We start from the raw sequence: 17,227 nt of genomic DNA, 5'->3' as shown, positions 1-17,227 counted from the left end.
CGGTATACCCCATTTACCCGAGAAGATATGGAATGCGACCGGCACCCGCCGGTCTCCTTGCGTCAGCGCACTCGGGAGGATCCGCCGTGACCGTCAGCCTTGAGCAGTTGCGCCGCTGCCACGTCGCCGTCGACCTGGGGGCGGCCAGGACCCGCGTGTACGTGAAGGGCGCCGGCCTCGTCGTCGACGAGCCCAGCTGCGCCGCGGTGAACACCCGGACCGGTGCACTCATCGCCGTGGGCACCTTCGCCGAACGGATGACCGGCCGCACGCCCGACTACATCCGGGTCGTGCGCCCCGTCTCCGGCGGCACCGTCGTCGACATCGAGATGGCCCAGCGGATGCTGCGTCACCTCCTCGGCGAGAAGCTGCGGCGCGCGCTGCGCCGCAAGCCCCGGCTGCGGGCCGCCGCCTGCACTCCGCACGACGCCGACCCCCTGGCCCAGCGGGCCACCGTGGAGACGCTCGTCGGGCTCGGTGCCCGGCGTGTCGAACTCGTCGACACCCTGATCGCGGCAGCCGTCGGCTGCGGCCTGCCCGTGGAGCAGCCGACCGCGACGATGATCATGGTGTGCGGGGCGGCGGCCACGCAGGTGGCCGTCCTCTCCCTCGGCTCGATCGTCACGGCCGAACGGATCCCCGTCGGCGGCGAGGCCATCGACCACGCCATCGTCCAGCACCTGCGGCACGCGCACGAGCTGATGCTGCCCAGTCAGGCCGTCCGGCCGCTCCAGCTGGCCCTGCACGGCAACGGCATCACCCCCGACGGCCCGGCCTCCACCCTCATCCACGGCCGCGACGTGGCCACCGGGCTCGCCCGCTCGGTACAGGTGGACACCGCCGCGGTCCGCGACGCGATCTTCACCCCGCTGACCGCCGTGCTCGACGGGATCGGCAAGGTCCTGCGGGACTGCCCGCCGGACCTGGTCGCGGACCTGACGGACCGGGGGATCATGATGGTGGGAGGCAGCGCCCTGCTGCCGGGCCTGGACCAGATGCTGCGGGACGCGACCGGGATGCCCGTCGCCATCGCGGAACGGCCGGACGTGTGCGCCGTACTGGGTCTCGGCGCGATGCTCGAAGGAAAGATCGCCCCCATGGTTCTCAACCCGCTGGCCGGATGACGCTGGATCCGAAGGAGACCGCGGCCGACGCGGCCGAACGGTCCGCCCTGCCCGCCCTGCTGGAGGCGGTGCTGTCGGTCGGCTCCGAACTGGAGCTGCGCACCACCCTCCAGCACATCGTGGAGTCGGCCGCCGCACTGTGCGGCGCCCGCTACGGGGCGCTCGGGGTCGTCGACCCCGAGCGCGCCCGGCTGACCGAGCTGTTCACCGCCGGACTGACCGAGGCCGAACGGGCCGCGATCCCCCGGCTGCCCGACGGCCGTTCCGGGGTGCTCGGAGTGCTGATCGGCGACGCCCGGCCCCTGGCGCTGGACGACCTCACCCGCGACCCCCGCTCGGTGGGCTTCCCGCCCGGCCACCCGCCCATGCGCAGCTTCCTCGGGGTGCCCATCCGGGTGCACACCGAGGTCTTCGGCAACCTGTACCTCACCGAGAAGCACGGCGGCGGCCCGTTCACGGACGAGGACCTGGCGCTGCTGCGCGTCCTGGCCTCGCAGGCGGGGATAGCGATCGGCAACGCCCGGTTGTACGAGACCGCGCGCCGCCGGGAACGCTGGATCGAGGGCGCCGCCGCCGTGACCACGGCCCTGCTGGCGGGCCGTCCGGCGGCGGACGCGCTGATGTGCGTGGCCGAACGGGCCCGCCTGCTCGCGGACGCGGCGGCCGGCGTGGTGCTCCAGCCGACCCCCGAGGGCGGCATGGAGATCGTGGCGGCCTCCACGCCCGGCGACGCCGGCGACATGATCGGCACCGCCATCGCCCCCGGCTCGGCGGTCCTGGAGCAACTCCTGAGCGGTGAACCGGTCTTCATAGAGGACTCGGCGACGGATCCGCGGATGACCACGCACGTGCGGGTGCGGTTCGGCCCCAGCATGATGCTCCCGTTGCAGAGCGGCGGCCGGCTGATCGGCACGCTGGCCCTGCCCCGGGAGCGGGACGGACGGCCGTACGACGCGGTGGACCGGCTGCTGGCCTCGCAGTTCGCCTCCCAGGCCGCGCTGGCGCTCGTACTGGCGGACGCGCAGCACGACCGGGAGCAGTTGGCCGTGTACGAGGACCGCGACCGGATCGCGCGGGACCTGCACGACCTGGTGGTCCAGCGGCTGTTCGCGACGGAGATGATGCTGGAGAGCACCAAGAAGCGCTCGGCGGCCGCCCCCGCCGGGGACACCGTCGGCGACGAACTCGGCCGGGCGGTCGACGAACTGGACTCCACGATCCAGGAGGTCCGCACGGCCATCTTCGCCCTCCAGCAACCGCCCACCGACGCCCCGACCACCTTCCGCGGCCGGGTACTGCGCGAGACGGGCGGCGCGGCGGTGCTGCTGGGCTTCCAACCGTCCGTGCACTTCGAGGGCGCCGTGGACGCCCTGCTCACGGAACCGGTGGCCGGAGACCTGCTGTCCACCCTGCGCGGGGCGCTGGCCGCGGCCCACCGCCGGGCCGAGGTCACCTCCATCCGGGTCGGGGTGGACGCCGCCTCGAACCGGGTCAGGCTGACGGTCTCGGACGACGGCCGCACGGAGACCGGCGCCCGGGGCACGACGCTGACGTGGGAGTCCCCGCTCTAGGTTCCGTCGTTTCAGCTCGCCGAACGTGTTCCGTCGTTTCAGCTCGCCGGCGTGTTCGCGGCGCGCAGGGCGATGCGGGTGCTGGACTGGGCCACCCCGGTCTCCCGCTTGAGGCGGCGCAACAGCGTGTCGAGTGCCGTCGCGTCGGCGGCCCGGGCCCGTACGAGGTAGTCGTACTCCCCGGTGACGTGCACGACCTCGGTGATGCCGGGCAGCCTGGCGACCCGCTGCTCGAACTCCTCGTTGGTGACGTCCTGGCGCAGCGTGAGGTCGATGAAGACGACGAGCCCGCCCCGGGTGTCGGCCGCCGGGTCGACGACGACGGTGAATCCGAGGATCACCCCGTCCCGGCGCATCCGGCGCACGCGGTCGGCGGTGGCGTTGGCGCTGAGTCCGACGCGGACGCCGAGATCGCGGTACGAGATCCGCGCATCCTGCTGCAGGATGCCGAGGATCTCCCTGTCGAGACGGTCCATGCCGCGATTGTCGCAGCGCGGGCCGATGTCCGCCGCCGTGCGCGGGGCCACCCGACGCACCCTCACGGGCATGAGCGAACTGACGGGCCCCGCGGTGGCGGGGGCGGTGGCGGGCCTGGGCGTGGCGATGCCGATGGGCGCGATGAGCGTGCTGCTGCTCCAGGAGGCGATGCGGCGCCGCCGTGCGGCCGTCGCCGCGGCGACGGGCATCGCGGCGGTGGACCTCGGCTACGCGGCGCTCGCCACCGCCCTGGGGCCCTGGGTCGCCTCCCACGTCCAGCCCGTCGAGGCCTGGGTGCGCCTGGCGTCGGCTCTGATCCTGCTGGTCATCGCCGCGCGGGGGCTGCGCTCCGCGACGGCCGCGCCCGCGGGATCCACGGCGCCCACGGCTGCCGCCGCACCCGCCGCACCGGTCCCGTCGGTGGGCGGGGCGGGGCCCTCCCGGCCGGCCAGGACCTTCGGCCGGTATGTCGCCCTCACCGCCGTGAACCCCACGACCGCGCTCTACTTCGCGGCCCTCACCACCGCCCAGGGCGGCGGTCTGCGCACCGGCCCGACCGGGGCGGCCTTCCTCGCGGGCGTCGCCCTCGCCTCCCTCCTCTGGCAGCAGTTCCTCGTCGCCCTCGGCTCGTTCGCCGGGGCCCGGGTCTCCCCCGCCGTCCGCGTCTGGACCTTCCGCCTCGGTCACGGTCTCGTCGCCGCCTACGCGCTGAGGATCGCCTTCCCCCTCCCCCGGACCTGAGCCGACCTCGATCCGGGCGGGCGGCCCGGGCGGGCGGGCGGTCCGGGGGCGCGGTCCGGGCGGGGCGGGCAGACCGGGACGGGCACAGGATGTCGGGTGCGACAGGATGGCCCCGCCCTAGCGTGAGTCCTCGTAAGGGAAGGAGTCCGGGAATGCTGGAGCGCCTGAACCAGGCCATGGAACACATCGAGTCGCACCTCGACCAGCCGATCGACATGGCCGAACTGGCGCGCGTGGCGGTGACGTCGGAGTACCACTTCCGGCGCATGTTCTCCGCGCTGGCCGGCATGCCGCTCTCGGAGTACGTGCGCCGCAGACGGCTGACCCTGGCGGGTGCCGAGGTACTGGCCGGCGAACGGACCCTGCTGGACGTGGCCACGCGCCACGGCTACGGGTCGGGCGAGGCCTTCGCGCGCGCGTTCCGCGCCGTGCACGGCGTCGGCCCGGGTGAAGCCCGTCGGACGGGCGCGACGCTGAGTTCCCAGCCCCGGATGTCCTTCCGCCTCATCGTCGAAGGGAGCAGCAGCATGCGGTACAGGATCACGGAGAAGACGGAGTTCCGGGTGGCCGGCCTCAAGGCCCGCGTGCCCCTCGTCCACGAGGGGGCGAACCCGGCCATCGCCGCGTTCATCCGCGGCATCGACCCGCGGACGCTGCGACGGGTCGCGGAGCTGTCCGACCAGGAGCCGGCGGGGATCGTCGCGGTGAGCGACCAGCTCGACCCGAGCCGGGCCGAGGGCACCGAACTCGACTACTACCACGGGGTGGTGACCGGCGGCGAGGTGCCGCCGGACCTGGACGCCCTGGACGTGCCGGCGGGTACGTGGGCCGTCTTCGAGAACTCCGGCCCGTTCCCGCACGCGCTCCAGTACCTGTGGCGGGACGTGTTCACGCAGTGGTTCCCGTCGAACCCGTACCGGAGCAGGCCGGGACCGGAGATCCTGCGCGTGCGGCTGTCGCCGGACGGGGAGCGGGCGGACGCCGAGCTGTGGATCCCGGTGGAACGCTCCGGCTCCTGACCGGGGCCGGCCAAGGCCGGGCCCCTCAAGGCCGGGCCGCTCAAGGCCGGGCCGCTCAAAGCCGGGCCGCTCAAGGCCGGGCCGCTCAGGGACTGATCCGGTCCGGGCCGGCCCGGCGGAGATCGCCCGGTCCGGCCCGGCGGGGATCTTCCCCACCCTCTAGGGTGAGCCCGTGACCACGACCCGCCTCTCGGCCCGCGCGGCCATCGCCTCCCTCGCCGACCCCGGCAGTTTCGTCGAACTCCCCGTTCCGCCGCGGGAGTCGCCGGCCGACGGCCCCCTGGCGTGGAGCGGGTACGACGACTCCCGCGCCCGCGCCGAGCTGCGGACCGGCGAACGGGAGTCCGTCGTCACCGGGACCGTCCGCATCGGCGGGCACGAGGCGACCCTGATCTCCTTCGAGTTCGGCTTCCTCGGGGGGTCCCTGGGCGAGCGCACCGGAGACCGGCTCGAAGCCGCGTACAGCCACGCTCGCACGCACCGGCTCCCCTTGGTGTCCCTGATCGCCACCGGTGGTTCCCGGATGCAGGAGGGGATGCTCGCCCTGACCCAACTCCAGCGGGTGGCCGGGCAGTCCGTGCTGACCCGCGCCGCCGGACTTCCGCAGATCGCGGTCCTGCGGGACCCGACCACGGGCGGCGGTTGGGCGACCCTGGGGGCGGGCGCCGACGTGGTGCTCGCGCTTCCCGGGGCACAGGTCGGCTTCGCCGGCTCCCGGGTACGGCCGGCCGACGCGGACCCGGCGGCCTACACCGCCGAGGGGCAGTACGCGGCCGGGCACGTGGACGCCGTGGTGCCCGCGGCGTCGCTGCCCGCCACCGTGACGGACTGGCTGCGTCTGCTGGCCGCGCCCCGGTCGACGGAGCCGGTGGAGCCCCCGGCCGCGCTGGCGGACGCGTCGCCGCCCGCGACCGGCTGGGAGGCGGTCGGCCAGGCCCGGCACCCGGACCGGCCCCGCGCCCGGGCGTACCTCGACGCGTACTTCGCGCTGCGCCTGCCCCTGTCGGGGGACCGGGCCGGCGGCACGGATCCCGGGATGCTGTGCGGGTTCGGACTGCGGGAGGGGCGGGCCGTCGCGTACGCCGCCCAGTGCGGCACCGCCACCCGCCCGGCGGGCTACCGGACGGCCGCCCGGGTCATCCGCCTCGCGGACCGGCTCGGGATCCCCGTGCTGACCCTGGTGGACACCCCCGGCGCGGCCAACGACGCCGCCGCCGAACACGCGGGCGCAGGCGCGGCCATCGCGGACACGTTCGCGGCGGTGGCCGGGGCCGCGGTGCCGGTGACCACCCTGCTGATCGGCGAGGGCGGCTCGGGCGGGGCTCTCGCCCTGGCCGCGCCGGGGAACACCTGGGTCACCCCCGACAGCTACTTCTCGGTGATCGCGCCGGAGTTGGCGGCGGCCATCCTCAAGCGTCCCGCCGACCAGGCCCCGGCCACCGCGGACCAGCTCCGCGTCCGCCCCCAGGACCTGGTGGCCCTGGGGGTGGCGCGCGGCGTGGTCGCGGCGCGACCCTGAGGGATCAGCGCCGGGTGCGTGCGGGCAACCGCACGTCGACCGCGTACAACCGGGTGACCTGCTGGGGCAGTTCGTCGTCGTCGCTGACCAGCAACAGTCGCAGTCGCCCGAACCCGTCGTGGTCGCTCACCACCATTCCCTCGATGTTGTCCACGAGGGGATGGTTCTGCGGCAGCTTCGAGGGGGCCCCGAGCGTCGGGCAGTCGTCGAAGTCGCCGAGGAGGGTCTTGCGCGCGACCCGCAGCCCCGGCCCGGCCCCCAGGGTGTCCACCTTCGAGGTGTCCGTCGCCCCGAGCGGGTCGGCCACGTACAGCCGTACGGTGATCGCGAACTGCTGGGTGAAGCCCCGCTCCAGCACGATCAGGCGGCCGTCTCGGGTCGGCGCGAGTTCCACGAGCCCGTGTCCGGCGTCCACGGGGTACGCGTACTGCCGGCCCAGGACGAACCGCCCGTTCCGGCCGCGCTCCCAGGTCTGGATCCGTTGCGGGCCGGCCGTCCCGACCGGGGCGCCGGATCGCGGGGGCGAACTCGTCTGTGACCGGGTAGCTGCCGTCGCGGTCGACGACGACGCCCTCCTAGTCCAGAACCTTTCCGGCGCCGTCGGTGAGCGGCAGCCGTGCGGTGGCGGTGGCCGTCGGGGTGTTCCCGCGCCCGACCTTCAGCGTGTAAGCCCCGACTTGTCGGAGATCGCGGCGATCCTGCCGTACTTGTCGAGCGAGAGTCCGGACAGACCACCGACCAACCTCCCGTCGACGGTGGTCTTGTCGAGCGCGTCCGAGTAGCCCGCGACGGACATGCGGGGCGAGCAGGCCGCCCGCTCCCGGGCGGCCGGGGTGGTCGCGACGGCGGGCGGGACGAGCACCGCGCAGAGCGCGGCGGTGGCGACCGCGGTGGTGACGAGCGTGCGAAGGCGCATGGGAGGCCTTCCTCCCGAACCGGGCGGGGGCGAAGCGGCAGGGCGAAGCGGCGGGGGTGGGCGGAGCTGCGGGGTGGGCGAAGCCGCGCGGAGTGGACTGCCGAACTGCCCTATGCCGAATCGAAAGGAAGGGGAGGCCCCGGCAACACGATGGCGACGAACCCGCCAACTTCCCTTCACATCCGGCCGGAACCGGCGGGTCCGACGCCGGAACCGGCGGGTCCGACGCCGGGCCCGGTACCGCCGGCCGGCCCGGACCGGGCGAACCGCACCGGGCTGGTCCCCACGTGCCGCCGGAAGTGCCTGGTCAGGTGCGCCTGGTCGTGGAAACCGGCCGCGGTCGCCACGTCCGCCGCCGGCATGCCCGCGAGCAGCAGCCCGCGCGCGCGCTCCACCCGCCGCCCCGTCAGGTAGCGGTGCGGCGGCAGCCCGTACGCCTTCCGGAAGCCGCGGATCAGCGCGGTGGGATGGACGTGCCCCAGGACGGCGGAGGCCTCCTCCAGGGTGATCCCCTCCTGGATCCGCGCGTCGAGCAGCTCGCGCAGCCGCGCGGCGACCCCCGCCCCGCCCGGCTCCTCGCGCGGGCTCGCGCCGTGTCCGACGAGCCGGGCGCGCAACCGCTCGCCCACGAAGGCCAGTCGGGACTGCGCCTCGAAGGGGTCCGGCTCCCCCAGCGCCAGGTGCAGTCCGTGCACCCGCGCCCGCAGCGCCGGGTCCCGCAGCAGCGGGGAGTCCACGGCCGCCCCGGTGAGCGCTTGCGGCAGCACGGAGGTGTCCACGTACAACACCCGTTTGCGGAAGCCGATCTCGGTGACGGTCCGCCCGTCGTGCGCCACCGCGGGCGGCAGCAGGATGACGCAGTCGCCGACCCCGGCGCCGTGCCGTGCGCGGTCGAGCGCGAAGTCCACCCGCCCGCCGTCCAGGATCATCAGGGTCCAGGTGTCGTGGACATGGGCCGGGTAGGCGTGCTCGGTGAACCGGGCGTGGAAGACCTCGGCGATCCCCTCGACCTGCGGCTGCCAGGCGGTGACGGTGCTGCGCGGACGTATCGCGGCCATGTCAGGAACGTACAAGACCGGCCCGTCCGCGAGGAGCAGCCTGGGCGCATGACGACACCGACGCCCCACCCGACACCGGCTCCCGCCCCGACCACGAACGCGGCCGCGACGCCGAAGCCGCCCGCGACCACGACCACGACCACGACGGGCACGGTGGACATCGCGCGGAAGCTGGCCGCCTTCACCGAGCACTGGGCCCCGCGCCGGATCGCCCGGGTCAACGACTACGAGGTCAAGATCGCCAAGCTGCGGGGGGAGTTCGTCTGGCACGCGCACGAGGACACCGACGAGCTGTTCCTCGTCGTCGCCGGCACGCTCACGATCCGCCTCCGCGACGGGGACGTCGTCCTCGGACCGGGCGAGCTGTACGTCGTCCCGCGCGGCGTCGAGCACTGCCCGACGGCGGCCGAGGAGGTGTCGATCCTGCTGTTCGAGCCGACCGGCACCACCAACACCGGCGACCGTCCGGGCCCCCGCACCCGTGAGCCGCTGGACGCCTGAACCGGCCGGCGCCGCCCACGACCCCGCACCGGCCCCGACCCGGCCCCGGGCCCGCGCTCAGGCCTGCGGCGACCTGGCGTCGTACCGGGCGAACCCCCGCCACCACGCGGCCAGCAGCCCCACCACCAGGACGCAGGCCAGTCCCCCGCCCGTGATGGCCACGGCGGGGGAGGTCAGGTCGGCCACGGTCCCGGCGAGGAAGTCCCCGAGCCGGGGCCCGCCCGCGACGACCACGATGAAGACCCCCTGGAGCCGGCCCCGCATCTCGTCGGGGCTGGCGGCCTGCATCATCGTGGAGCGGAACACCATGGAGATGGTGTCGGAGCAGCCGGCGAGGGCAAGGAAGAACAGCCCGAGCCACAGGTTGCGGGTCAGCCCGAAGACGGCGATGGCCAGCCCCCAGGCGGCGACGGACAGGAGGATGGCCAGGCCGTGCCGCCGGATCCGTCCCAACCAGCCGGAGAACACCCCGCCCAGCAGCGCCCCGACGGCCGGAGCCGCCACCAACAGGCCGACGGTCTTGGCGTCGCCGCCGTACCAGAGTCCGGCGATCGCCGGGAACAGCGCTCGGGGGTGCGCCAGCACCATGGCCGCCATGTCCGAGAAGAAGGTCATCCGGATGTTGGGCCTGGTCCCGAGGAACCGCAGGCCGTCCAGCACGGAGGCCCGGCCCCGGACCCCCTCGGCCCGGTCGGGCTTCATCGAGGGCAGCCGCCACATCGCGTAGAGGGCGGCGCAGAAGGTGACGGCGTCGAGCAGGTAGGCGGCCTGGTACCCCCACCAGCCGACGACGAGCCCGCCCAGCACCGGCCCGATCATCGTGCCGGAGGTCATCGTGACGGAGCCCAGCGCGTTGGCCGCCGGAAGCTGCTCGGGGGGCAGCAGCCTCGGGATCATCGCCGACCGGGCCGGCCCGTTGAGCGCCCCGCAGACCGCCTGGAGCGCGACGATCGTGTAGAGCAGCCAGACCCGGTGGTAGTCGAGGAGCGCGGCGGCGGCCAGCGCGACGGACAGGACCGCCAGTCCCGTGGAGCTGTGGAGGCCGAGCTTGCGCCGGTCCATGGTGTCCGCGATGGCGCCGCCGTAGAGACCGAAGACGACGAGCGGTACGAGGGAGAAGAGCCCGACGAGCCCGACCGAGAAGCTGGACCCGGTGATCTCGTAGACCTGGAGGGAGATGGCCAGGGCGGTCATCGCCTGGCCCATCCAGGAGATGGTCCCGCCGACCCACAGCCGCCGGTAGTCCGGGGAGGTGCGCAGCGGGGTCAGGTCGGCGAATATGCGCCGCTCGGGTCGGGGAGGGGACGTCGTACCGGTCACATCGGATGATAACCAGCGACGCGCGCGCGGCCCTCGTCCTTTTCCCGCCTGTTCACGCCGGCGCAACAGCGGTCCCACGCGAAGCGGGCACCCCACCCCGAGTCGGAGCTTGCCGCTAACTCGCCATCGGCACCGGACATTTGACCGAATCGGCGTACCCTCCTCGCCTCCCGCTCGACTCATGATGAAAAGACTCGTATGTCCAGGGAGGCGTAGTGATCGAACCTGGCAACAGCACCACGAGCACCAGTCACACCGGCATCCGCACCGCGGGCAAGGCGGGGCTGCACCTCATGGGCGGCGACACGGCGCCCCTCACGCTCGGGGTCGAGGAGGAGTTCCTCCTCGTCGACGCCCGCACCCTGCGCGTGGTCCCGGCCGCACCCCTCGTCCTCGCCACCGCCGCGGGGCTTCCGCACGAACTGCACCCCGAGGGCACCCGCTACCAGGTGGAGATCGCCACCCCGATCGCGGACTCGGCGGTCACCCTGCGCGCGGAGCTCGCCGCCCTGCGGCGCTCGCTCGGCGCGGCGGCTCGCGCCCACGGCTGTCGGCTGTTGGCGGCGCCCTCGCCGATCCTGGCCGTGGAGGGACCGCTGCACCTGACCGACGACGAACCCCGCCAGCGCGAACAGCACCGCCGGTTCGGCGCGCTGACCGACACCCTGGTCAGCTGCGGACGCCACATCCACATCGGAACGCTCGACGTGGACACCGCGGTGGCGGTGTCCAACCGGGTCAGACCCTGGCTGCCCACGCTGATCGCGCTGGCGGCCAACTCGCCCTTCTGGGGCGGCCGTGACACCGGCCACTCCAGTTGGCGCGCGATGGCCTGGGCGGGGTGGCCCTCGGCGGGCCTGCCCCCGCACTTCACGTCCACGGCCCACTTCCGGCGCTCGGTACAGACCCTGCTCGGCTCCGGGGCGGCCCTGGACACCAAGATGGTCTACTGGGACCTTCGCCCGTCCGGGCACTGGCCGACGCTCGAAATCCGGGCGCCCGACATGTCCTGGGACATCGACGCGGCCATCCTCCAGGCGGAACTGGCCCGCGCCCTGGTGGCCACGGCCCTGCGCGAGATCGCGGAACACCTCCCCGACCCACCGGTGCGGGACGACGTACTGCGCCTGGCCCGCTGGCGTGCGGCCCACGACGGCCTGGAGGGCTTCGGCCTGGACCCGTACTCGGGCACCGAACTCCCCGCGGCCGACCTGGCGGAAGCCCTGTTCGACCGGATCGCTCCGGAACTGGCGGCGGCCGGCGACCTCGACCACGCGGCCAAGACCCTGGCGGGCCTGCTCCGCGACGGCTCGGGCGCCCATCGCCAACGCGTCGCGTACGCGCGCCGCCAGGACCTGATGGACGTACTGCGCCTCGTGGCGGACGAAACGGAGGACGTCTAGGAACGGGCCGCCCCCCGACCACCGACCCCGAACCGCCGGCCCCCGGCCGGCGGCCCCGGACGCCGGGTCGGTGGTCGGGGTCGGGTCGGCCCCCGGGCCGCGGGCCGCGGATCGGCGGGCCGCGCCCGTACCTCGCGCACGGGGACGGCCGCCTCCGTCCGGTCGACCCGTCGGGCGCGTCAGCCCCCCGGGCCCCGGCCCGGCTGGAACCATGCGTCGATGGTGTCCCGGGCAAGCACGGCCGAGAGTTCGGCCAAGGCGCGAATCGTCCTGCTGACGCTCGCGTCAGGTCAGTTCCTGATGGCGCTCGACAGCTCCGTCATGAACGTCTCCATCGCGACGGTGGCCGAGGACGTGGGCACGACCGTGACGGGGATCCAGGGCGCGATCACCGCCTACACCCTCGTGATGGCCATGTTCATGATCCCCGGTGGCAAGGTCGGGGCGCTGATCGGCCGCAAGCGCGCGTTCATGATCGGCTGCTGCATCTACGGGGCCGGCTCCCTCACCACGGCGCTCGCGCCGAACCTGCCCGTGCTGCTGGTGGGCTGGGCGTTCCTGGAGGGCATCGGAGCGGCGCTCATCCTGCCCGCCATCGTGGCGCTCGTCGCCGGCAACTTCGCCGTCGAACGCCGTCCCGCCGCCTACGGGCTCGTCGTGGCGGCCGGGGCCGTCGCCATCGCGGTCGGGCCGCTCATCGGCGGGGTCGCGACGACGTACTTCTCATGGCGGTGGGTCTTCGCGGGCGAGGTGGTGGTGGTGCTGGGCATCCTCGTCCTCGCACGCCGCATCGCGGACGCCCCGCCCGGTGAGCGCCGGAGCATCGACCACGTGGGCGCCGTCCTCTCCGCGCTCGGCCTCGGGATCTTCGTCTACGGCGTGCTCCGGTCCGACGAGTGGGGTTGGTTCCAGCCGAAGGCGGACACGCCCTCGTGGATCGGGGTCTCCCTGACGACGTGGCTGATGCTGGCCGGCCTGCTGCTGATCCGGCTCTTCCTGCGTTGGGAGGCCAGGGTCGTCGAGCGGAACGGGGACCCCCTCGTCGATCCCGACATGCTGCGGAACAAGCAGCTCACCGGCGGCCTGACGATGTTCTTCTTCCAGTACCTCGTGCAGATGGGCGTCTTCTTCGTCGTTCCGCTCTACCTCTCCGTCGCCCTCGGCCTGTCGGCGCTGGAGACCGGCGCCCGGCTCCTGCCGCTGTCGGTTAGCCTGCTGGCGGCCGCGACCCTGATCCCGCGTTTCCTCCCGGACGTCTCCCCGCGGCGGGTGGTGCGGCTCGGGATCCTCGCGCTGCTCGCGGGAGCGGTGGTCCTGATGGCGGCGCTCGACGCGGGCGCCGGGGCGGAGATCGTCACCTTCCCCCTGCTGCTGATCGGGTTGGGCATGGGCGCGCTGGCGTCCCAGCTGGGGTCGGTCACCGTGTCCGCGGTGCCGCAGGCCCAGAGCGCGGAGGTCGGCGGCGTACAGAACGCCGTCACCAACCTCGGCGCCTCGATCGGCACGGCACTCGCCGGATCGATCATGATCGGCGCGCTCACGGCCTCCTTCCTGACCAACGTCGAGGCGAACCCCGCGGTCCCGGACAGCGTCAAGAGCCAGGCGACCGTCCAGCTCCAGAGCGGTGCGCCCTTCCTGTCCGACGCCCAGCTGGGAACCGCCCTGGAGGAGGCCGGCACGAGCCCGGAGGTGTCCGAGGCGGCCATGGCCGCCAATGCCGACGCCAGGCTCGACGGCCTGCGCGCGGCGCTCGCCATCCTGGCCCTCGCCGCCCTCCTCGCCCTGTTCTTCACCCGACGGATCCCGCCGAGCCAGCCCCGCTCGACGGAGCCGTAGCCGCCCGCCGTCCCGCGCGCGTGCGGAGCCCGGAGCGGGCGCGCAGCATGGAAGGGGGCTGTCCTCCCGCCGCCGGGAACGGCCCGCCGGCGGCCGTGCCCACCGCGTCCGCCGTGGACCGGGATCCCCGCCGAACGCCCGCCCCGCGGGCGTCGACCAGGAGAGCTCCCCCGGACGCCTGGAGCCCCCACATGTCCCCTCCTCCGCTCGCCGGCCGGCGCCGGCCCGTCCCCGCGGTCGCCGCGGCGCTCCTGGCGGCCGCCCTGGTCGCCCTGCCGAGCGGCCCCGCCCACGCCTTCACCGGCGCCAACCACGAGGCCATCACCCGGGCCGCGCTGCCCTGGGAGCCGGTGACCCTGACCGCGATGGCCGATGCCCGGGACGGGGCGATCAACGCCAACGACCACCGCCCCTACTTCGACGTCGGCCCCCTGCACTGCGACAACGCCGACTACCTCGACTCCCGCGACTACCCCCGCACCCGGGACGAGGCCACCACCGAGCTCCTCGCCTGCGTCCGTACCTCCGTCGCCCGCTTCCGCGGCGCGATCCGGGCCGCGGACGGCCTCGTCGACGCCGACGGCAAGGTGCGCGCGGACCAGAGCGACCTGTCCTCCCCCTGCGCGTGGGACGGGAAGCCGGGGCGGGCCAAATGCGCCGTCCTCGAACAGCTCGGCCGCGGCTGGCACCAGATCGAGGACTTCTACTCGCACTCCAACTGGGTGGACCGGCCGGCCCCCGGTCCGATCGGCCTCGACAACCCGCCCGGATTGGGACGCACGGACGTCGCGCCGTTCCTCGACATCCGCCGCCACAGCGCCATGGAGGACGCCGAGTGGACCCGGGAGGCGCGGGCGCGCATCCCCCGGGACCTCACCACCGGCTGCTATCCCGACATGGACTCCACCGGGGTCAAACCCGCCGACTGCGCCGGCCGCGTCGCCCACAACCGGGCCCTGAACAAGGACACCGCCGTGTCCGCCCGTTCGAAGACGGGCGACAACTTCCGGCACGCCACGGCCGGCGCCACCGCCGAGATCACCCGCCAGTGGAACGACTTCGAGGCAGGGCTGCTCGCGGCATACCCGGACCACCGACGCGGCGCCCAGATGGTCTGCGCTCTCGTCCACGACGACCCGGCCACCGCCTGCCCGCCCGACTGAGCACCCGGCCGGTCTTCCACGCCGTGGCCGCGCACAGGGCCTGGAACGAGAAGGTGCCTCGGCCCAGCAGGCTGGGCGAGGCACCGGATTGGCCGGTCGCAACGTTTCTGCGAACCAGCCCTGTGGTGGGGCGGGTGGGACTCGAACCCACGGCCGACGGATTATGAGTCCGCTGCTCTAACCGGCTGAGCTACCGCCCCTTTACGGCGTGGCGCGTACATGTGTGCGCGCCGTCTGCCGCAGCATAGCCGCTCATACGATCTCCTGCCTCGGATGCCTCGCATGATCGGCTTCGCTGTCCAGAGAGACCGCGCCGAGCGCTGCCCGGTTCCGGAATCAGGGCAAAAAAAGAGGACCCTCCCGGGTCCTCCTCTTCTTTGCTCCCCCGACTGGACTCGAACCAGTAACCTGCCGATTAACAGTCGGCTGCTCTGCCAATTGAGCTACAGGGGACCGCGCTCCCCCGACTGGACTCGAACCAGTAACCTGCCGATTAACAGTCGGCTGCTCTGCCAATTGAGCTACAGGGGATTGCTGCGTTGCACCGAACAGCCCACCTCCGGCGTTTGCCGGGGGGCGAGCGCCCGTTGCGAGTCATAGATTAGCGCAAGCAGGGGGGTGCTCCGCCAATCGGTATCGGTGGCAGGCCGGGCACCACACGACGAAGGGTGACAGGCATGCGGTACAAGGTCACGTTCGCGGTCGGACTGGCCCTCGGGTACGTGCTCGGGACCCGGGCCGGGCGCGAGCGGTACGAGCAGCTGAAGAAGTCCGCCCGCGAGATCGCGCAGAACCCGGCGGTCCGCAATGCCGCGGAGACGGCCGGTCAGAGCGGTCGCCAGTTCGCGGGCAAGGCCTTCGCGGCGGTGAGCGACAAGGTCGGCGACGCGGTGCCGGAGGGGTTCGCCGAGCGGGTCCGGAACCTGCGCGGTCGGGGCTCGGGCGCCGGCGGCGAGGACGACTGGGGCACCAGCAACACCTGAGGCCGGCTGGAGGCCTCCGTCGGCCCGTGGCCGGGAGGCCTCCTCGACGGCGGAGTTCGCCGGGCCGTGCGGCAGAATTCTCCGCATGGGGATAGTCGCCGGGCTGGACAGCTCTTCCACCTTCACTCGCATCGTCGTCTGTGACGCCGACACGGGTGCCGTGCTGCGCCAGGGCTACGCGCCCCATCCGCAGCCAACGGGCGAACCGGGGGGCGCGAACCCCCACGAGACGGACCCCCAGGCGTGGCTGCTCTCGCTCGGCGAGGCGGCCGGCGGCGGACTCCTCGAAGGGGTCCAGGCCATCGGGGTCTCCGCGCAGCAGCACGGCCTGCTCCCCTTGGACGCGCAGGGCGCCCTCGTGCGTCCGGCGCTGGTCGGCAACGACAAGCGCGGGCAGGTCGCCGCGGCCGAGCTGATCGAGGTGCTCGGCGGTCGCCGGGGTTGGGCCGAGGCCGTGGGCTGTGTCCCGCACTCCGCGCAGCCCATCGCGAAGCTCGCCTGGCTGGCGCGTACCGAGCCGGAGGCGGCGCGCCGGGTGGCGGTGCTGATGTCCCCGCACGACTGGCTGGTCTGGCAGTTGCTCGGCCGGCCCGCCCGCCGCACCACCGACCGGGGCGGCGCGTCCGGCACCGGCTACTGGTCGGCGGCCACCGGCACCTACCGCCCCGACCTCGTCGAACTGGCCCTGGGCCATCAGGCGCTGCTGCCCGAGGTGCTGGGCCCGGCCGACGCCGCCGGGACCACCCCCGAGGGGCTGTTGATATCCGCCGGCACCGGCGAGACCATGGCGGCCGCCCTCGGGCTGGGCCTCGGCCTGGGCGACGCGGTCGTGTCGCTGGGCGCCTCCGGCTCGGTGATGGCCGTGCACCACCAGGCACTGACCGACTCGGGCGGCCTGATCACCTCGCTCGCCGACGCGGGTGGCATGCACCTGCCGGTGGTGAACGTCTCCAACGCCGTACGGGCCCTGCGCGGCACCGCCGAGCTGCTGGGCACCGACCTGGAGGGGTTGAGCGCGCTGGCGTTGAAGTCGACTCCGGGTGCGCACGGCCTCGTACTCCTGCCGTACCTGGAAGGCGAGCGGACCCCGAACCTGCCGCAGAGCGCCGGGACCCTGTCCGGGTTGCGGCGGGACTCCATGAAGCCCGAACACCTGGCGCGGGCCGCCTTCGAGGGCATGCTGTGCGGTCTGGCCGACGCCCTCGACGTGCTGCGGCACCGCGGGGTGGAGATCCGTCGGGTGTTCCTGCTGGGCGCGGCGGCCGAGCTGCCCGCGGTGCAGGCGGCGGCGCCGGGCCTGTTCGGCACGCAGATCGTGGTTCCGGCCCCGGCCGACTACGCGGCGCTGGGCGCGGCCCGCCAGGCGGCGTGGGCCCTCGGAGTGGCGCGGGGCACCCTGGCCCCGCACACCCCGCCGGTCTGGCCGGGTCCGGCGGCGCAGGTCTTCGAGCCGGACGAGGACTACCCGGCCTGGCAGGCGGTGCGCCGGCAGTACGTCGCGACGCGCGACCAGATCCACCCCGGGGCGTTCTAGGGCTGCGACCGGAAAGGTTGGCCGGGTCTCGGGGGCCTCCTCCTTTGACCTGCCTTTGCGAA

At 73.9% G+C, this 17,227-nt stretch carries 15 protein-coding genes, 3 tRNA genes and 1 pseudogene; 11 read left to right on the top strand and 8 right to left on the bottom strand.

Annotated features, from left to right (window positions below; genetic code table 11):
* Positions 1-86 precede the first annotated feature (86 nt).
* Positions 87-1,124 carry a rod shape-determining protein gene (locus tag ACIRO3_RS11020; RefSeq protein WP_361780195.1) on the top strand — a complete coding sequence of 346 codons (1,038 nt, stop codon included), beginning with the start codon at positions 87-89 and terminating at the stop codon, positions 1,122-1,124.
* Positions 1,121-2,695, top strand: coding sequence for a GAF domain-containing protein (locus tag ACIRO3_RS11015; RefSeq protein ID WP_361780198.1), 1,575 nt, complete (start codon positions 1,121-1,123; stop codon positions 2,693-2,695). Before ACIRO3_RS11020 ends, ACIRO3_RS11015 begins: the two co-directional genes overlap by 4 nt.
* Positions 2,696-2,733: 38 nt before the next feature.
* On the opposite strand, the gene ACIRO3_RS11010 is transcribed toward ACIRO3_RS11015, so the two are convergent.
* Positions 2,734-3,171, bottom strand: a complete 438-nt coding sequence (locus tag ACIRO3_RS11010) for an Lrp/AsnC family transcriptional regulator (protein ID WP_365999230.1) — start codon at positions 3,169-3,171, stop codon at positions 2,734-2,736.
* A 70-nt stretch (positions 3,172-3,241) separates the two neighbouring features.
* On the opposite strand from ACIRO3_RS11010, the gene ACIRO3_RS11005 reads away from it, so the two are divergent.
* From ACIRO3_RS11005 to ACIRO3_RS10995, 3 genes are all read left to right on the top strand, one after another.
* A complete protein-coding gene (locus ACIRO3_RS11005) occupies positions 3,242-3,913 on the top strand; it encodes a LysE family transporter (protein WP_404134856.1) in 672 nt (223 codons plus the stop codon).
* Between the two features lie 152 nt (positions 3,914-4,065).
* Positions 4,066-4,932, top strand: a complete 867-nt coding sequence (locus ACIRO3_RS11000; RefSeq protein WP_361780208.1) for an AraC family transcriptional regulator — start codon at positions 4,066-4,068, stop codon at positions 4,930-4,932.
* Positions 4,933-5,104: 172 nt separating this feature from the next.
* Positions 5,105-6,451 (top strand): carboxyl transferase domain-containing protein, encoded by a 1,347-nt coding sequence (locus ACIRO3_RS10995; protein WP_404134853.1) that lies wholly within the window; start codon positions 5,105-5,107, stop codon positions 6,449-6,451.
* A gap of 4 nt (positions 6,452-6,455) precedes the next feature.
* On the opposite strand, the pseudogene ACIRO3_RS10990 reads toward ACIRO3_RS10995, so the two are convergent.
* From ACIRO3_RS10990 to ACIRO3_RS10980, 3 genes and pseudogenes are all read right to left on the bottom strand, one after another.
* Positions 6,456-6,950, bottom strand: a pseudogene (locus ACIRO3_RS10990) (esterase-like activity of phytase family protein); the annotation flags it as partial.
* Between the two features lie 159 nt (positions 6,951-7,109).
* The gene (locus ACIRO3_RS10985; protein WP_404134850.1) at positions 7,110-7,367 is read right to left on the bottom strand and encodes a hypothetical protein; all 258 of its coding nucleotides are present in this window, start codon (positions 7,365-7,367) and stop codon (positions 7,110-7,112) included.
* Between the two features lie 176 nt (positions 7,368-7,543).
* Complete coding sequence (locus ACIRO3_RS10980; protein WP_404134847.1) at positions 7,544-8,425, bottom strand: AraC family transcriptional regulator; 882 nt, start codon at positions 8,423-8,425, stop codon at positions 7,544-7,546.
* A gap of 48 nt (positions 8,426-8,473) precedes the next feature.
* Here ACIRO3_RS10980 and ACIRO3_RS10975 point away from each other — a divergent pair, with 48 nt between their 5' ends.
* Positions 8,474-8,926 carry a cupin domain-containing protein gene (locus ACIRO3_RS10975; protein WP_404134844.1) on the top strand — a complete coding sequence of 151 codons (453 nt, stop codon included), beginning with the start codon at positions 8,474-8,476 and terminating at the stop codon, positions 8,924-8,926.
* Positions 8,927-8,983: 57 nt separating this feature from the next.
* Here the strand turns inward: ACIRO3_RS10975 and ACIRO3_RS10970 are convergent, their stop codons facing one another.
* Positions 8,984-10,246, bottom strand: a complete 1,263-nt coding sequence (locus ACIRO3_RS10970) for an MFS transporter (protein ID WP_404134841.1) — start codon at positions 10,244-10,246, stop codon at positions 8,984-8,986.
* 215 nt (positions 10,247-10,461) lie between these two features.
* Between ACIRO3_RS10970 and ACIRO3_RS10965 the strand changes: the two genes are divergently transcribed.
* The 3 genes from ACIRO3_RS10965 to ACIRO3_RS10955 all read left to right on the top strand — a co-directional run bounded on the left by ACIRO3_RS10965 (position 10,462) and on the right by ACIRO3_RS10955 (position 14,648).
* Positions 10,462-11,649 (top strand): glutamate--cysteine ligase, encoded by a 1,188-nt coding sequence (locus ACIRO3_RS10965; protein ID WP_404134838.1) that lies wholly within the window; start codon positions 10,462-10,464, stop codon positions 11,647-11,649.
* Between the two features lie 219 nt (positions 11,650-11,868).
* Entirely contained in the window at positions 11,869-13,485 is a 1,617-nt protein-coding gene (locus ACIRO3_RS10960) for an MFS transporter (protein WP_404134836.1), read from the top strand.
* Positions 13,486-13,676: 191 nt separating this feature from the next.
* On the top strand, positions 13,677-14,648 hold the full coding sequence (locus ACIRO3_RS10955; RefSeq protein ID WP_404134833.1) for a hypothetical protein: 972 nt from the start codon (positions 13,677-13,679) through the stop codon (positions 14,646-14,648).
* 123 nt (positions 14,649-14,771) lie between these two features.
* Here the strand turns inward: ACIRO3_RS10955 and ACIRO3_RS10950 are convergent.
* The 3 genes from ACIRO3_RS10950 to ACIRO3_RS10940 form a co-directional block, all read right to left on the bottom strand.
* Positions 14,772-14,848 (bottom strand) — tRNA-Ile (locus ACIRO3_RS10950).
* A 180-nt stretch (positions 14,849-15,028) separates the two neighbouring features.
* Positions 15,029-15,101: transfer RNA gene (locus ACIRO3_RS10945), tRNA-Asn, on the bottom strand.
* Positions 15,102-15,106: 5 nt separating this feature from the next.
* A tRNA-Asn gene (locus tag ACIRO3_RS10940) sits at positions 15,107-15,179 on the bottom strand.
* A 146-nt stretch (positions 15,180-15,325) separates the two neighbouring features.
* Between ACIRO3_RS10940 and ACIRO3_RS10935 the strand changes: the two genes are divergently transcribed.
* The gene (locus ACIRO3_RS10935) at positions 15,326-15,631 is read left to right on the top strand and encodes a YtxH domain-containing protein (RefSeq protein WP_361780235.1); all 306 of its coding nucleotides are present in this window, start codon (positions 15,326-15,328) and stop codon (positions 15,629-15,631) included.
* 85 nt (positions 15,632-15,716) lie between these two features.
* Positions 15,717-17,165, top strand: a complete 1,449-nt coding sequence (locus ACIRO3_RS10930) for an FGGY family carbohydrate kinase (protein ID WP_404134830.1) — start codon at positions 15,717-15,719, stop codon at positions 17,163-17,165.
* The last annotated feature ends 62 nt before the right edge of the window (positions 17,166-17,227 follow it).

Source organism: Streptomyces sp. NPDC102278 (assembly GCF_044766345.1).
In the GTDB taxonomy this organism is placed as follows: domain Bacteria; phylum Actinomycetota; class Actinomycetes; order Streptomycetales; family Streptomycetaceae; genus Streptomyces.
Note: the sequence above shows the minus strand (reverse complement) of the source record. Positions and strands in the feature narration are given on the sequence as shown.

Excerpts from the sequence above, each read along its gene's own strand:
- ACIRO3_RS10935 (WP_361780235.1), top strand. The coding sequence starts at position 15,326 with ATGCGGTACAAGGTCACGTTCGCGGTCGGACTGGCCCTCGGGTACGTG.
- ACIRO3_RS10930 (WP_404134830.1), top strand. The coding sequence starts at position 15,717 with ATGGGGATAGTCGCCGGGCTGGACAGCTCTTCCACCTTCACTCGCATC.
- ACIRO3_RS10975 (WP_404134844.1), top strand. The coding sequence starts at position 8,474 with ATGACGACACCGACGCCCCACCCGACACCGGCTCCCGCCCCGACCACG.
- ACIRO3_RS11000 (WP_361780208.1), top strand. The coding sequence starts at position 4,066 with ATGCTGGAGCGCCTGAACCAGGCCATGGAACACATCGAGTCGCACCTC.
- ACIRO3_RS11010 (WP_365999230.1), bottom strand. The coding sequence starts at position 3,171 with ATGGACCGTCTCGACAGGGAGATCCTCGGCATCCTGCAGCAGGATGCG.
- ACIRO3_RS10980 (WP_404134847.1), bottom strand. The coding sequence starts at position 8,425 with ATGGCCGCGATACGTCCGCGCAGCACCGTCACCGCCTGGCAGCCGCAG.
- ACIRO3_RS10960 (WP_404134836.1), top strand. The coding sequence starts at position 11,869 with ATGGTGTCCCGGGCAAGCACGGCCGAGAGTTCGGCCAAGGCGCGAATC.
- ACIRO3_RS10955 (WP_404134833.1), top strand. The coding sequence starts at position 13,677 with ATGTCCCCTCCTCCGCTCGCCGGCCGGCGCCGGCCCGTCCCCGCGGTC.
- ACIRO3_RS11005 (WP_404134856.1), top strand. The coding sequence starts at position 3,242 with ATGAGCGAACTGACGGGCCCCGCGGTGGCGGGGGCGGTGGCGGGCCTG.
- ACIRO3_RS10985 (WP_404134850.1), bottom strand. The coding sequence starts at position 7,367 with ATGCGCCTTCGCACGCTCGTCACCACCGCGGTCGCCACCGCCGCGCTC.
- ACIRO3_RS11015 (WP_361780198.1), top strand. The coding sequence starts at position 1,121 with ATGACGCTGGATCCGAAGGAGACCGCGGCCGACGCGGCCGAACGGTCC.